Genomic DNA, 14503 nt, shown 5'->3' with positions numbered 1-14503 from the left:
TGCTGCTTCCGGTGCTCCGTCCGACGATGTGTCGGCCGGGGCGGGCGCCAGCGGCGGGTCGGCGGGCGCCACGGCCGTCACGTGGGCCACGCCCGGGTGAGATCGGCGGGCAGCCCCCAGATGCGGCGCTCGGGCCGGCGGCGCGGGCGCCGGCGGTCACGGGGCCGCCGGCCCCCCAGGTCCTCGCCCCGGGCCCGTCGGAGGGCTGCCACGCGCTCGGCGCGCCGTGCGGCCTCGTCCGCCCGCTGCCGGTGCTCCTCGTAGTACAGGAACTCGCTCATGACCGTCCTCCTTCGCCGCGGGCCCCGATGACCCGGCGGTGAATCCAGCCTGCGCGGATGAGGTACCTCCGCGGATCGGTCATGTGCCGCATCTTGCGGGCGCCGGGTACCTCAGGGCGGGGCGGGGGCACCTCAGGCCGGGCGTAGGTCACGGCGGGGCGACCCGCGGGCACGCCGCGGCGCCGCGTAGGATGGCACTCGGGGTACGAGAGTGCTAAGTGAGAGCGCCCAGTGAGAATGTCCGGTGCAGCCGCAGGGCACCTGAGGACCAACGGCACGAGGAGGGGCGAGTGAGCGAGGAACGTCGCCTGGCCGTGCTGCGCGCGATCGTGGAGGACTACGTCCACACGCGCGAGCCGGTGGGGTCGCGCATGCTCACGGAGCGGCACGGGCTCGGCGTCTCGCCCGCCACGATCCGCAACGACATGGCCGCGCTCGAGGACGCCGGGTACATCGCCCAGCCGTACACCTCGGCCGGCCGGATCCCCACCGACAAGGGGTACCGGCTGTTCGTGGACCGGCTCGCGGAGGTCCGCCCGATGACCAGCCCGCAGCGCCGGGCGATCGAGACCTTCCTTTCCGAGGCGGTCGACCTGGACGACGTGCTCGGCCGGGCGGGGCGGCTCATCGCCCAGCTCACCGGCCAGGTCGCCGTGGTGCAGTACCCCTTGCTGCGGCTGTCCGGGCTGCGGCACCTGGAGCTCGTCCCCGTCGGCGGTGCGCGGCTGCTCGTCGTCGTGATCACCGACACCGGGCGCGTGGAGCAGCGGTTCCTCGACGTCGGCGCCGAGCCGGGCGCGGAGCCGGCCGTCGTCGTGGCCGACGCCCCGCCGGGCCAGGACGACGACCCCGACGCCCTGGCCGAGGGCACCCTCGGCGAGCTGCGCGCCCGTCTGAACGCCGCCGCGGCCGGCAAGCGGCTGTCCGAGCTGCCCGACGCCTTCGGCCGTGTGGTGGCCGACGTCGACCCCGGGCTCGCCCCGCTGGTCCGCGGCATCGCCGATCTCGTGGTCGACACGCTCGGCGCGCAGCGCGAGGAGCGCATCGTGCTGGCGGGCACCGCCAACCTCGCCCGGGCCGAGATGCGGTTCGAGCAGGGCCTCAGCCCGGTCCTCGAGGCCCTCGAGGAGCAGGTGGTGCTGCTGGGCCTGCTCACCGAGCTGGCGGCCGACCCCCGCGGCGGCGGCGTCGGCATCCGCATCGGCCACGAGAACCGGCTCGACGGGCTCGCGGAGACCTCCGTCGTCGCTTCCGGCTACGGCAGCGACGGGGATACGGTCGCCATCCTCGGCTCGATCGGCCCCACCCGGATGGACTATCCGGGCACGATCGCCTCCGTGCGCGCGGTCGCTCGCTACCTGTCCCGCATGCTGCCCAACTGACCCCAGAAGCCCCCGACCTGACCGTGCCAGTCACCGACACGTCACCGAAGAGAGACCTGTGACCGACTACTACGAGATCCTGGGTGTCCCCCGCGACGCCTCGGCAGAGCAGATCAAGAAGGCATACCGCAAGCTCGCCCGCGAGCTGCACCCCGACGTCGCCGGCGAGGCCGGCGAAGATCGCTTCAAGGACGTCGCCCGCGCCTACGAGGTGCTGTCCAACCCGGACAAGCGCCAGCAGTACGACATGGGCGTGGACCCGAGCTCGCCATCCGGCGGCGGGGGCGGTGCCGGGTTCGGCAACGGGTTCGGCTTCCAGGACATCTTCGAGACGTTCTTCGGCGGCGGTGGCGCCCCCTCCGGTCCGGTGCCGCGCGCCCGCCGCGGCCAGGACGCCCTCGTGCGCATGGACATCGACCTCGCGGAGGCGGCGTTCGGTGCCAAGCGCGAGCTGCAGGTCGACACCGCCGTGGTGTGCGGCACCTGCGGCGGCAACGGCTGCCGGCCCGGCACCGACCTCAAGACGTGCGAGGTCTGCCAGGGCCGCGGCAACGTGCAGCGCGTGGCGCGGTCGTTCCTCGGCCAGGTCATGACGACGGCGCCGTGCGCGGCGTGCCAGGGCTTCGGCACCGTGATTCCCGAGCCGTGCGCCGACTGCTCCGGCGAGGGCCGCGTCCGCTCGCGTCGCACCCTCTCCGTCAACGTGCCCGCCGGCGTCGACACCGGCACGCGCATCAAGCTCACCTCGCAGGGCGAGGTCGGTCCCGGCGGCGGGCCCGCCGGCGACCTGTACGTCGAGATCCGCGAGAAGCCGCACGAGACGTTCGTGCGCCGCGGCGACGACCTGCACTGCACGCTCCAGGTGCCGATGACGGCCGCCGCCCTCGGCACCGTGCTCGACCTCGAGACGCTCGACGGCGAGCAGGAGATCGACCTGCGTGCGGGTACCCAGCCGGGCCAGGTCGTGACGCTCAAGGGCCTCGGCGTCGGGCACCTGCACGCCGGCGGCCGCGGCGACCTCAACGTGCACGTCGAGGTCCAGGTCCCCACCGCCCTCGACGAGGAGCAGACCGAGCTGCTGCGCTCGCTGTCCGTGCTGCGCGGGGAGGAGCGGCCCGAGCCGCGGCTCGCGTCCGCGCACCCCGGCGTCTTCTCCCGGCTGCGCGACAAGCTGAGCGGCAAATGACGTGAGCGCGAGGAGCCCCCGCGGAGGTACGCCGAGGTACGAGGTGTGCCGGAGCGAGGCACCGCAGGGCGCACGTGAAGGGAGCATGACGTGAGCACGAGGAGCCCCCGCGGAGGTACGCCGAGATACGAGGTGTGCCGGAGCGAGGCACCGCAGGGCGCACGTGAAGAGAGCATGACGTGAGCGCGCCCGTGTTCCTGGCCGAGGGTGGGGCGCTCGCCGCGCTCGGCCGCGGCGACGTCTACGTGCTCGACGGCGCGGAGGGGCGGCACGCGGGCGTGGTGCAGCGGCGCGGTCCCGGCGAGCAGCTCGACGTGGTGGACGGCGCGGGGACGCGGCTGCGGTGCGTGGTCGACGGGGTCGAGGACGGCGAGGTGCGGCTCCGGGTGGACGAGGTGGTGGTCGAGCCGGCCCCCGGCGTCGTCCTCACCCTCGTGCAGGCGCTCGCGAAGGGCGACCGCGACGAGCTGGCCGTGGAGGCGGCCGTCGAGGTCGGTGTCGACGGCGTGCTCCCGTGGCAGGCGGAGCGGTCGGTCGTGGTCTGGCGCGGCGAGCGCGCGACGAAGTCGCGCGCGAAATGGGTGGCCACGGTGCGCTCGGCGGTGAAGCAGGCGCGGCGGGCGTGCCTGCCCCCGGTGGCCGAGCCGGTCACGACCCGCGAGCTCGCCGGCCGGGTGCGCGACGTGATCGCGGCGGGGGGCGCCGTCGTGGTGCTCCACGAGGAGGCGAGCATCCCCCTGGCGGCGGTCGGGCTGCCCGGTGCGGTCGGCACCGCGGCGGTCGAGCTGCTGATCGTCGTCGGGCCGGAGGGCGGCATCTCGGACGCCGAGGTCGCCGCGCTCGCCGACGCGGGGGCGGTGGCCGCCCGGCTCGGGCCGCACGTGCTGCGGACGTCCACCGCGGGACCGGTCGCGGTGGCCCTGCTCAGCGAGCGCCTCGGCCGCTGGGCCTGACCCAGTGCCTGACCCGGTGCCTGACCCGGTGCCCGCACGGCACCGGCCCGGTAGCGTGGCGCTCATGCCCAGCTCCGATGCCAGCACCGACTGCCTGTTCTGCAAGATCGTCGCCGGCGACGTGCCCGCCGACGTGGTCGCCACGTCGGACCACGTCATCGCGTTCCGCGACATCAACCCGCAGGCTCCGGTGCACGTGCTGGTGGTGCCGAAGGAGCATCACGGCGACGTCTCCGTCCTGGCCGCCGCCGACCCGGCGCTGCTGGCCGAGGTGGTCGAGATGGCGGACGGCGTGGCGCACGACCTGGCCGACGGGCAGTACCGGTTCATCTTCAACTCCGGCCCGCGCGCCGGCCAGAGCGTGTTCCACGTGCACGGGCACGTCATCGCCGGGGCCCAGCTCGGGTGGACGCCCGCCTGAATCCGCGTGCCTCCGGACCCGCCCGGTCGATAGACTCGTGACCCTCAGTTCCTCGTCCGTCTCGCATGAAGGAGGGTCCCGGCGGTCAGCCGGCCCATGACATCGACACCCAGCACCGCACCCGGCAGCGCCCCCGCGGGCGGCACTCATGCCGAACGGTCCACGGAGCACCGCATCGTGGTGCCCACCCACGTGCCGATGGTCGCGCTGCTCGGCAGCCGGGACTCGGTGCTGCGGGCCGTGGAGGACGGGTTCCCCGCCGTGGACGTGCACGCGCGCGGCAACGAGATCGTCGTCAGTGGCCCGGCCGGCGAGGTGGCTCTGGTCTCGCGGCTCCTCGACGAGCTGGTCGAGGTGGTCGAGTCCGGCACGCAGCTCACCCCCGAGGTGGTGGCGCGGTCGGTCGAGATGCTCACGGCCGCACCCGCGCAGCGCCCGGCCGAGGTGCTGACGTTCAACATCCTGTCGAGCCGCGGGCGCACGATCCGGCCCAAGACGATCGGCCAGAAGCACTACGTCGAGGCGATCGACGCCAACACGATCACGTTCGGCATCGGCCCCGCGGGCACGGGCAAGACGTACCTGGCCATGGCCAAGGCGGTGCAGGCGCTGCAGGCCAAGCGGGTGAACCGCATCGTCCTGACCCGCCCGGCGGTCGAGGCGGGGGAGAAGCTCGGGTTCCTGCCCGGGTCGCTGAGCGACAAGATCGACCCGTACCTGCGCCCGCTGTACGACGCGCTGCACGACATGATGGACGCCGAGGCGATCCCGAGGCTCATCGAGGCCGGGACGATCGAGGTGGCGCCGCTGGCCTACATGCGCGGCAGAAACCTTAACGATTCTTTTATTATTCTTGACGAGGCGCAGAACACCTCCGCCGAGCAGATGAAGATGTTCCTCACGCGCCTGGGCTTCGGCTCCACGATGGTGATCACGGGCGACGCCACGCAGGTGGACCTGCCCGGCGGCACGACGTCGGGCCTGCGCGTGGTCGAGGACATCCTCACGGGCGTGGACGACGTCGAGTTCTGCCGCCTCACCTCCGCCGACGTGGTGCGCCACCGGCTGGTCGGGGACATCATCGACGCCTACGGGCGCTGGGACGTCGCGACGTCGCGCGGCGAGGCCGCGGAGCGCCGGTCCGGTCACTCCGGACGCGACAGCCACGAACGAGGAGCACGCAGGTGAGCATCGAGGCCGCGGCGAATGGACGGGGCGAGCGCCCATGAGCATCGAAGTAGCAAACGAGTCCGGCATCGAGGTGGACGAGGCCGAGTTCGCCGCGCTCGGACGGTTCGTGCTCGACACGCTGCACGTGCACCCGCGCAGCGAGCTGTCGATCATGTTCGTCGACACGACGGTCATGACCGAGCTGCACGTGCAGTGGATGGACGAGCCCGGGCCCACGGACGTGCTGTCCTTCCCGATGGACGAGCTGCGCCCCGGCCGCGAGGGCGAGGAGACGCCGCCCGGCACGCTCGGCGACGTCGTGCTCTGCCCGGAGGTCGCGGCGCAGCAGGCGGTCGTCGCGGGGCACTCCACGGCCGAGGAGCTCATGCTGCTGACGACGCACGGGATCCTGCACCTGCTCGGCTACGACCACGCCGAGCCGGAGGATGAGAAGGAGATGTTCGCGCTCCAGCGCCGACTCCTGCTCACCTTCCTCGCCGGACGGTGAGGGCGGGGTGATCTGAGTGGACGGACCCGAGCTGCTGCTCGGCCTGGTGGTCGCCGTCGCGCTGGCGCTGGCCGGGACGCTCTCCGCGGGGGAGGCGGCGGTGCTGCGCGTGACCCGGACGTCGGTCGCGGACGCCGTGATCGAGGCGGAGACGTCCGACCAGCTGACCGCGACGGCGCGCCGCACCCGGCTCGCGCGGCTGCGGTCCGTGCAGGGACTGGTCGTGGACCCGCCCGCGGCGGTGGCGACGTTCGCGCTGGTGCGCGTCTTCGCCGAGACCGTGGCGCTGGCCGCCGCGACGCTGATGATCGCGGACTGGTTCGACACGTGGTGGCAGGTCATGCTGGCCGCGGCTGTAGTGGGCCTCGCCGCGGGCGTCGTCTTCGTGCGGTTGAGCCCGCGCGCGCTCGGGCTGCGGCGGCCGCTGCCGGTGCTCGTCGCGCTCGCCGGGCCCCTGGCCGCCGTGCACCGCGCCGCGGCCTGGCTCACCGAGCGCACCACCGATCGCTCCAACGGGCGCTCGGGGGAGCGGGACGGCGAGCACGACCCGGGCGAGGACGCGCTGCGCGAGATGGCCGAACGGGTCCGCGACAACGACGCGATCGAGGACGCCGAGCGCGAGCTCATCCGGTCCGTCGTCGAGCTGGGCGACACCCTCACCCGCGAGGTGATGGTGCCCCGCACCGACATGGTCACGGTGGCGGCGACGACGCCGCTGCGCAAGGTCATGCGGCTCTTCCTGCGGTCCGGGTACTCCCGGGTCCCGGTGGTGGGCGACGAGGTCGACGACCTCGTGGGTGTGGCGTACCTCAAGGACGTCGCGCGCGTGCTGGAGAGCGAGCCGGGCAGCGACGACCGTCCCGTGGTCGAGGTGGCCCGGGACGCCGTCTTCGTGCCCGAGTCCAAGCCCGCCGACGAGCTGCTGCGCGAGATGCAGGCGTCCCGCTCCCACATCGCCGTCGTCGTCGACGAGTACGGCGGCATCGCCGGGCTCGTCACGGTCGAGGACGTCATCGAGGAGCTGGTCGGGGAGCTGACCGACGAGCACGACACCGCCCTCGCCGTCGAGCCCGAGGACCTTGGGGACGGCACGTTCCTCGTGTCCGCGCGGATGCCCGTGGACGAGCTCGGCGAGATGTTCGACCTGCGGCTCGACGACGACGACGTGGACACCGCGGGCGGCCTGCTGGCCAAGGCGCTGGGGAAGGTGCCGCTCACCGGCTCCACCGCGGACGTCGGGGGCCTGCACCTCGTGGCCGACCGCGTCGAGGGCCGCCGCAAGCAGCTCGCGACGCTCCGGGTGAGCCGCGCCGCGCCCGGGGACGACGACGACACAGCAGCGGACGACCATGTCGTACCGCCGGACCAGAAGGAAGCACACGCATGACCACCGAGACCTCGCACAGCCCCGCCGACCACCGATCGGGCTTCGCCTGCTTCGTCGGGCGGCCCAACGTCGGCAAGTCGACCCTCACCAACGCGCTCGTGGGCGAGAAGGTCGCCATCATGTCCGCCCGGCCGCAGACCACGCGGCACACGATCCGCGGCATCGTGCACCGCGACGACGCCCAGCTGGTGCTGGTCGACACCCCGGGACTGCACCGCCCGCGCACGCTGCTCGGCGAGCGCCTGAACGCACTGGTGCAGGACACCCTCGGCGAGGTCGACGTGATCGCGTTCTGCCTGCCGGCGGACCAGAAGATCGGCCCCGGCGACAAGTACATCGCGGGCAAGCTCGCACCCCTGATGGAGGGCCGCCGGGCCGTGCCGGTGGTGGCCGTCGTCACCAAGGCGGACCTCGTGGACCGCGGCCGGCTGGCCGCGCACCTGATGGCCGTCGACGAGCTCGCCCGGTCGGTGGACCGCGACTGGTCCGCCATCGTGCCGGTCTCGGCGAAGGACGGCTACCAGGTGGACGAGCTCACCGACGTCCTGGTCGCGCACCTGCCCGAGGGGCCCGACCTCTACCCGGGCGGCGAGCTGACGGACGAGCCCGAGCAGGTCATGGTGGCCGAGCTGGTGCGCGAGGCGGCGCTGGAGGGTGTGCGCGACGAGCTGCCGCACTCCCTGGCCGTGGTGGTCGACGAGATCGTGGAGCGCGAGGGCAGCGGCGACGAGGCGAAGGGCCGCCCGCCGCTGCTCGACGTCCGCGTCAACCTGTTCGTCGAGCGCGAGAGCCAGAAGGCGATCATCATCGGCAAGGGCGGGTCGCGGCTGCGCGAGGTCGGCACCAACGCCCGGGTGGGGATCGAGAAGCTGCTGGGCACGCGCGTGTACCTCGACCTGCACGTCAAGGTGGCCAAGGACTGGCAGCGCGACCCCAAGCAGCTCCAGCGGCTCGGGTTCTGACGGGTCCCGGGGGACATCCCCCGAGGCAGCCGGAGGTTTTCCGCGGCGTCGTCGCGGGGCGGCGCCGAGTAACATCGCTCCGTGGTGTTCCGGACTATTGCGACGACAGCGGCGATTCTCGTGGGCCTGGCCCTGACCGGGGCGGTCGCCGGGCCCCAGTGGGACCCCGTCCCGGTGACCGACCACCTGGTGCCCGCGACCTCCGACACGGCGATCGGCGGGGTCGACCCGGACGACACCGCCGTCGGTGAGGTGGGCGAGTTCGAGGTCGGCGAGACCCAGGTCACGATCCCGCTCGGCGACGGCGTCGTGGTGGGCGGCCTGCTGCGGCAGCCGGTGGGGGACGACGGCGCGCTGCTGCCCGACCGCCCGGGCGTGGTGTACGTGCACGGCGCCGGCACGGGCAAGTCCAGCGAGGCGTTCACCGAGTCGGCCACCGCGCTGGCCAGCGCGGGCGTCGTCACCCTGGTCCCGGACAAGCGCCTCGACACCTACACGACGCGCGACCGGGACTACGTCGCGATGGCCGCGGACTACCAGCGTTCGGTGGACCTGTTGCGCACCATCGACGGCGTCGACGCCGACCGCGTCGGGGTGTACGGCGAGTCCGAGGGCACGTGGATCGTGCCCGTGATGCAGGCGCAGGACCCCGCGATCGCGTTCACGGTCCTCGTCTCCGCGCCCGTGGTGCCGCCGCGCCAGCAGGCCGCGTTCGCCGTGGACAGCTACCTGCGCAACACGGGCGTGCCGGAGCAGGTCTTCCGCGCCATCCCGCGCGCGGTCGGCATGCAGCTGCCGGGCGGCGGCTTCGAGTACGCCGACTTCGACGTGCGGCCGTGGCTCGAGCAGCAGACGGCGCCGGTGCTGGTCGTCTACGGCACCGCCGACCCCTCCATGCCGATCGAGCAGGGCGCCCGGCAGGTCATCGCCGACACCGCGGTGGGCGGCGACGACGCGCCGGTGACGGTGCGCTACTACGCGGGCGCCAACCACGGGATCAACGTGCCCACCGAGCAGCCCGGCGGCGGCACCGAGCTGCACCTGCACCCCGGGTTCGCGACCGACGTCGCCACGTGGATCCTGGGCCTGCCCGCCACCGCGGTCGCCGAACCCCGGATCGCCGGCGACACGCCGAACCAGCTGTACCTCGCCTCCGCCGTCCCGCAGCCGCGGTGGTGGGGCAACGGCGACATCGTGGTGGGCGCCGTGATCGCGGGGGCCGGGCTCCTGGTGCTCGGGCCGCTGGTGTGGGGTGTGCATGCGCTGGTGCGGCGTGTCGCGCGCCGGCGGTCGTCGGCGGGCGCGCCGCGGCTCGCGCGGGGCCTGCGGTGGGCGCTCGTCGGCCTCGGGCTCGGATCCGTCGCGACCATGGCCGCCCTCGTGGCCTACCTGCTGGCCGTCGCCAGCCTCGCACTCGACTACCAGCGTGACGGCCTCGTGGTGCAGGGCGGGTGGATCGCGGTGCGCCTGCTCGGGGTCGCAACGGCGGTGGCCGCGGCGCTCGTGATCCGGCGGGTGACGGACGTGCGGGCCGAGCGGCGCGCGGGGGCCGATGTCGCCGTCGCGCGGGGGTGGCCGGCCGTGCTCACCTTCTGGTGCACCATCGCCGGCGCGACCGCGCTCCTGTGCACGCTGGCCTACTGGGGCGTGTACCAGCTCGGCATCTGAGGGCATCCTCGAGCGGGCGCCGACGGCCCGTGTGACCAACGCGCCCGCGCGGGACCCGACGTCGGGGCCTCGCGTCGGGTAGAAACGATGCGGACGCACGTTCGCCCCGTACTTGGAGCACCAGCATGGAGACGCACGCATGACCGATCCCGACGCCCTCGACGCACCCGCGGAGCGACGCTCGCCGTTCGCGGGCGTGCCGGTTCGCGACCTCGTGCGCGACGTCGTCGCAGCGTTCGCGCTCCTCGTGGCGCTCCCGCTGCCGTGGGACCACGCACACCGCGGCAGCGACCGGCTCGAGGTGGTGCTCGTCACAGTCATCGCGCTCCTCGCCCTGGCCGCGCCGTACCTGCGTCGCGCCGGCGTGGGCCCGGCGTCGTGGGACGGTCTGACGTCGCGCCGGACCGTCGCCCTGGGCTGCATTCCCTACGCGGTGGTCGCGATCGTCTACCTCGCGCTGGACGTTGCAGGCCCCGCGGACGCCTCGGGCGGCGTGGGGGCGGGTCTCGCGGTCGGCCTCGCGGGCGCCGCCCTGGCAGTGGCGCCCCGCTGGGTGCACGCGCCGGCCGTCGTCGCGGGAGTGGTGGCGCTCGGCACCCTCGCCACTCCCGTGGCGTCCCTCGTGCAGGGGGGCGCGTGGGCCACCACCGTCGTGGGCGCCCTCAACGCGCTCGTCGTACTCGGCGTCCTGTGGTTCACCGTCGGCGACTACCTGCGGTCCGGGGACCTCGCCGCCGGCTACGTGCTGCTCGGCCTCGGCGGCGCCGTGGCGCTCGAGCTGGTGCTGTTCGCCGGGGGCAACCTGAGGCCGTGGTTCGAGAGCGTGCACGAACAGCGCCTGGGCCTGCTGCTGCTCCCGGTGGTCGCCGCCGTCACGGCTCACCGCGTGGTCGACGACGCGGCCGCCACCGTCGACGACCCCGACCCGGTGCGGGCGGAGCGCTGGATCGCGGTGGCGGTGCGCGCGTTCTGGCTCGTGGCGCTCGTCGCCGCGTTCGTGGCCCTGGTGGCGCTGGTGCGGATCGTGAGCGACGGCGTCGCGGTGAGCCTCGTGCTCCGGCTGATCGTCGGCGTGCTCATGACGGGCGTCGCGATCGCCGCGCGTCGTGCGCTGGCCCGCGACCCGCGTGGCGGTCACGTCACCGCCGTCGGTGCCGCCTGCGTGCTCGTGGTGCTGGGCCTGGTGATCGTCGTCGCGCGGGCGGGCCTGGGCACGCAGTCCAACGTGGAGGAGCTGCTCGTGGCCTTCGGGCTGCCGGCGATCGCCCTGGCTGTCCTGCTCGTGCCGCCGTCCGTGCGCGAGCTCGTCCAGAGCGTGCCGGAGCCCGCCGAGGCGGAGGCCGGACCGGCGGAGCACGCACCCGCCGGGAACGCACCCACCGAGTACGCCGCGCCGCACGACGGGCAGCCCGTGGAGGACGCCGTCGAGCCCGCCGCCACGGTGCCGGTCGCGTCGGAGCCCCTCCCGGCGGCCGCGCCGCGGCGGACCTGGACGGCCGCCGCGCCGTCGACGCCGAGGACGGCACCGGCGTCGCACTCGCCGACCCTCACGCCCTCGCCGTCCGCCTCGCCCGCGCCGGCGGCGCGCCCCGCGGTGGACGCGACCCAGCAGATGGCGCCGGTGCGGGAGCATCCGGCGCCCGCCTCCCGGGCTCCGGACTCCACGCAGGTGCTGCCGCCGGTCCAGGGCCCGCCGCCGGTGCAGGCGCAGGCGCCGGGGTGGTCGGCGGCCCAGGCGATCGACCCGACCACGCCCCTCGCCGACCTCGCCCGCATCGCGGCGGAGGCGCCGCACCTGCGCGCGCACGTCGCCGCGAACCCGGCCACGTACCCCGCCCTGCTGGACTGGCTGGGCGCCCTGGGCGACCCGGCGGTCGACGCCGCGTTGCGGTCGCGCCGCTGATCCACGGGGCCCGGACGGGCCCGGACGGGACCGCTCCGGACCGGCCTGGGCCGCGCCGCGCGAAGGTGTACGGTGACAGCGTGCATCGCACGGTGAGGCTCCTTCTTCGGTGCCGCGGCGGGGCCTACTAGGCCGGATCCCCGTCGCGGAGGTTCTGGCGCGCCGGCCGACTGGTCATGACCGTCGGACCCGACCCGGGGACGCGGCCACCGAGCCCCCACGAAGGACGCACACCATGCAGAACCCCCACCCCCACGGCATCGCCGGCGCCAACCCGCAGCGCCCCTCCGGGATGCCGTACACGCGTTACGTCCCGTTCCACGAGCAGATCAAGGTAGACCTGCCCGACCGCACGTGGCCGGACAAGCGGATCTCCCAGGCGCCGCGCTGGTGCGCCGTCGACCTGCGTGACGGCAACCAGGCGCTTATCGAGCCGATGGACGCCGAGCGCAAGCTGCTCATGTTCGACCTGCTCGTGCAGATGGGCTACAAGGAGATCGAGGTCGGCTTCCCGTCCGCGTCCCAGACGGACTTCGACTTCGTGCGCCGGCTCATCGACACCGACCGCATCCCGGACGACGTCGTCATCCAGGTGCTGACCCAGTGCCGCGACCACCTGATCGAGCGCACCTACGACGCGATCCGCGGCGCCAAGCAGGCCATCGTGCACATCTACAACTCGACGTCGATCCTGCAGCGCGAGGTCGTGTTCCGCAGCGACATGGACGGCATCGTCGACATCGCCCTGCAGGGTGCGCGGCTGTGCCGAAAGCTCGAGGAGACCGTCCCCGAGACGACGGTCTACTACGAGTACTCGCCCGAGTCGTACACGGGCACCGAGCTCGAGTTCGCCGCCCGCATCTGCAACGAGGTGCTGGAGGTGCTGGAGCCCACCGCCGAGCGACCCGTGATCGTCAACCTGCCGGCGACGGTCGAGATGGCCACGCCCAACGTGTACGCGGACTCCATCGAGTGGATGAACCGCCACCTGGCGTTCCGCGAGAACGTGGTGCTGTCGCTGCACCCGCACAACGACCGCGGCACGGCCGTCGCCGCCGCCGAGCTCGGCTACCAGGCCGGCGCGGACCGCATCGAGGGCTGCCTGTTCGGCAACGGCGAGCGCACCGGCAACGTCGACCTGGTGACCCTGGGCATGAACCTGTTCGGCCAGGGCATCGACCCGCAGATCGACTTCTCCGACATCGACGCCATCCGCCGCACCGTGGAGCACTGCAACCAGCTGCCGGTGCACGAGCGGCACCCGTACGTGGGCGACCTCGTCTTCACGGCGTTCTCCGGCTCGCACCAGGACGCCATCAAGAAGGGCCTCGAACACATGGCCGTCCGCGCCGAGACCGAGGGCAAGCCGGTCGACGCGCTCACCTGGGGCGTGCCGTACCTGCCCATCGACCCCAAGGACGTCGGCCGCTCGTACGAGGCCGTGATCCGGGTCAACTCGCAGTCCGGCAAGGGCGGCATCGCCTACCTGCTGTCCACGGAGCACTCGCTGGACCTGCCCCGTCGCCTGCAGATCGAGTTCTCCGGCGTCGTGCAGCGGCACACCGACGCCCGGGGCAGCGAGGTCACCGGGGCCGACATCTGGCGGATGTTCAGCGACGAGTACCTGCCGGTCGAGGAGCACGACGCGCGCGGCCTCGAGCCGTGGGGCCGGCTGCGCCTGCGTGAGACGCGGACCGCCGCGTCCGAGGGCGGCGCGACCACCCTGTCGGTGGACGTCGTGGACCACGGCGTCGAGCTGACGCTCGAGGGCACCGGCAACGGCCCGCTCGCCGCGTTCGTCGACGCGATCGCGAAGGTCGGCGTGGACGTGCGCGTGCTCGACTACGCCGAGCACGCCCTGTCCGAGGGCGGCGACGCCCTCGCGGCCTCGTACGTCGAGTGCCAGGTGGGCGACGACGTGCTGTGGGGCGTCGGTGTCGATCCGTCGATCACCACGTCCTCCCTCAAGGCGATCGTCTCGGCCGTGAACCGGGCCGCGCGGGTCTGACGAAGGTCGCGGTTGAGCCTGTCGAGACCCGGCCTCGCTGGTTGAGACTGTCGAGACCCGGCCTCGCTGGTTGAGACTGTCGAAACCCGGCCTCGCTGGTTGAGCCTGTCGAAACCCGGCCTCGCTGGTTGAGCCTGTCGAAACCCGGTTTCGACAGGCTCAACCAGCGAGCCGCGTGAGCGTCGCCTCGTACGACCCCGGGGCTCGCGCTGGGTGTGGGTCGTCTCGTCGCAGGTGTGGTCCAGGTCGGGCCCGGGTCGGCCGCCGGGGTAGAGGTCTCGGTCAGGCCCAGGAGCCCGCGGTCGACCGACGCGTCCGAGCGGCCGACGTCCGCGAAGTGCAGGCCGCCGTCGCCCGTCGCGACCGTCTCGGTGGACGTGCCGCTCCACGTGTCCACGATCTCGCCCGCGGGCATCGTGCCGCGCACCGGCTCCGCGCCGTCGTAGCGGATCACCTCGGTGCCGTCCTGGCGATCTCGAGGACCCGGCCGTCCCACCCCGTGACGTCGACCGACTCCCCGGGCAGGTTCCACGCGTCCGTCATGGACGCCTGCTCCCACCGACCTACGAGGCAGGGGTCGAGGTCGCCGGCTCCGGCCCCGTCGGCGGCGTCGTCGGTGAGCGTGGTGGACGGGCTCGGTTCGGTGCTCGACTTCGTGCTCGGGAGCGGGCCGC

General features: G+C 73.6%; 12 protein-coding genes. 11 read left to right on the top strand and 1 reads right to left on the bottom strand.

The features are described 5' to 3' along the window. Positions 1 to 77 precede the first annotated feature (77 nt). Positions 78 to 281, bottom strand: coding sequence for a hypothetical protein (locus tag AC1C2W_RS12570; protein WP_495389563.1), 204 nt, complete (start codon positions 279 to 281; stop codon positions 78 to 80). Between the two features lie 290 nt (positions 282 to 571). Between AC1C2W_RS12570 and AC1C2W_RS12565 the strand changes: the two genes are divergently transcribed. The 11 genes from AC1C2W_RS12565 (at position 572) to leuA (ending at position 13829) form a co-directional block, all read left to right on the top strand. Continuing rightward, on the top strand, positions 572 to 1663 hold the full coding sequence (locus tag AC1C2W_RS12565; RefSeq protein ID WP_495389562.1) for an HrcA family transcriptional regulator: 1092 nt from the start codon (positions 572 to 574) through the stop codon (positions 1661 to 1663). A gap of 58 nt (positions 1664 to 1721) precedes the next feature. After that, positions 1722 to 2849 (top strand): molecular chaperone DnaJ, encoded by a 1128-nt coding sequence (gene dnaJ / locus AC1C2W_RS12560; RefSeq protein ID WP_495389561.1) that lies wholly within the window; start codon positions 1722 to 1724, stop codon positions 2847 to 2849. Positions 2850 to 3028: 179 nt separating this feature from the next. Then, positions 3029 to 3802, top strand: coding sequence for a 16S rRNA (uracil(1498)-N(3))-methyltransferase (locus AC1C2W_RS12555; RefSeq protein ID WP_495389560.1), 774 nt, complete (start codon positions 3029 to 3031; stop codon positions 3800 to 3802). A gap of 64 nt (positions 3803 to 3866) precedes the next feature. After that, complete coding sequence (locus AC1C2W_RS12550) at positions 3867 to 4223, top strand: HIT domain-containing protein (RefSeq protein WP_495389559.1); 357 nt, start codon at positions 3867 to 3869, stop codon at positions 4221 to 4223. A gap of 96 nt (positions 4224 to 4319) precedes the next feature. Next, positions 4320 to 5411 carry a PhoH family protein gene (locus tag AC1C2W_RS12545; protein ID WP_495413253.1) on the top strand — a complete coding sequence of 364 codons (1092 nt, stop codon included), beginning with the start codon at positions 4320 to 4322 and terminating at the stop codon, positions 5409 to 5411. A 37-nt stretch (positions 5412 to 5448) separates the two neighbouring features. Next, positions 5449 to 5901: an rRNA maturation RNase YbeY gene (gene ybeY, locus AC1C2W_RS12540; protein ID WP_495389557.1), complete on the top strand. Its 453-nt coding sequence runs from the start codon at positions 5449 to 5451 to the stop codon at positions 5899 to 5901. Positions 5902 to 5917: 16 nt separating this feature from the next. Next, positions 5918 to 7288, top strand: a complete 1371-nt coding sequence (locus AC1C2W_RS12535) for a hemolysin family protein (protein ID WP_495413252.1) — start codon at positions 5918 to 5920, stop codon at positions 7286 to 7288. After that, complete coding sequence (gene era / locus AC1C2W_RS12530) at positions 7285 to 8250, top strand: GTPase Era (protein WP_495389555.1); 966 nt, start codon at positions 7285 to 7287, stop codon at positions 8248 to 8250. Before AC1C2W_RS12535 ends, era begins: the two co-directional genes overlap by 4 nt. Before the next feature lie 81 nt (positions 8251 to 8331). Continuing rightward, positions 8332 to 9918, top strand: a complete 1587-nt coding sequence (locus tag AC1C2W_RS12525; protein WP_495389554.1) for an alpha/beta hydrolase family protein — start codon at positions 8332 to 8334, stop codon at positions 9916 to 9918. A gap of 139 nt (positions 9919 to 10057) precedes the next feature. Next, on the top strand, positions 10058 to 11821 hold the full coding sequence (locus tag AC1C2W_RS12520; protein WP_495413251.1) for a DUF7937 domain-containing protein: 1764 nt from the start codon (positions 10058 to 10060) through the stop codon (positions 11819 to 11821). A gap of 235 nt (positions 11822 to 12056) precedes the next feature. Then, positions 12057 to 13829 (top strand): 2-isopropylmalate synthase, encoded by a 1773-nt coding sequence (leuA, locus tag AC1C2W_RS12515; protein ID WP_495389552.1) that lies wholly within the window; start codon positions 12057 to 12059, stop codon positions 13827 to 13829. The last annotated feature ends 674 nt before the right edge of the window (positions 13830 to 14503 follow it).

The sequence above is a fragment of the Isoptericola sp. Y581 genome (genome assembly GCF_059445475.1).
Note: the sequence above shows the minus strand (reverse complement) of the source record. Positions and strands in the feature narration are given on the sequence as shown.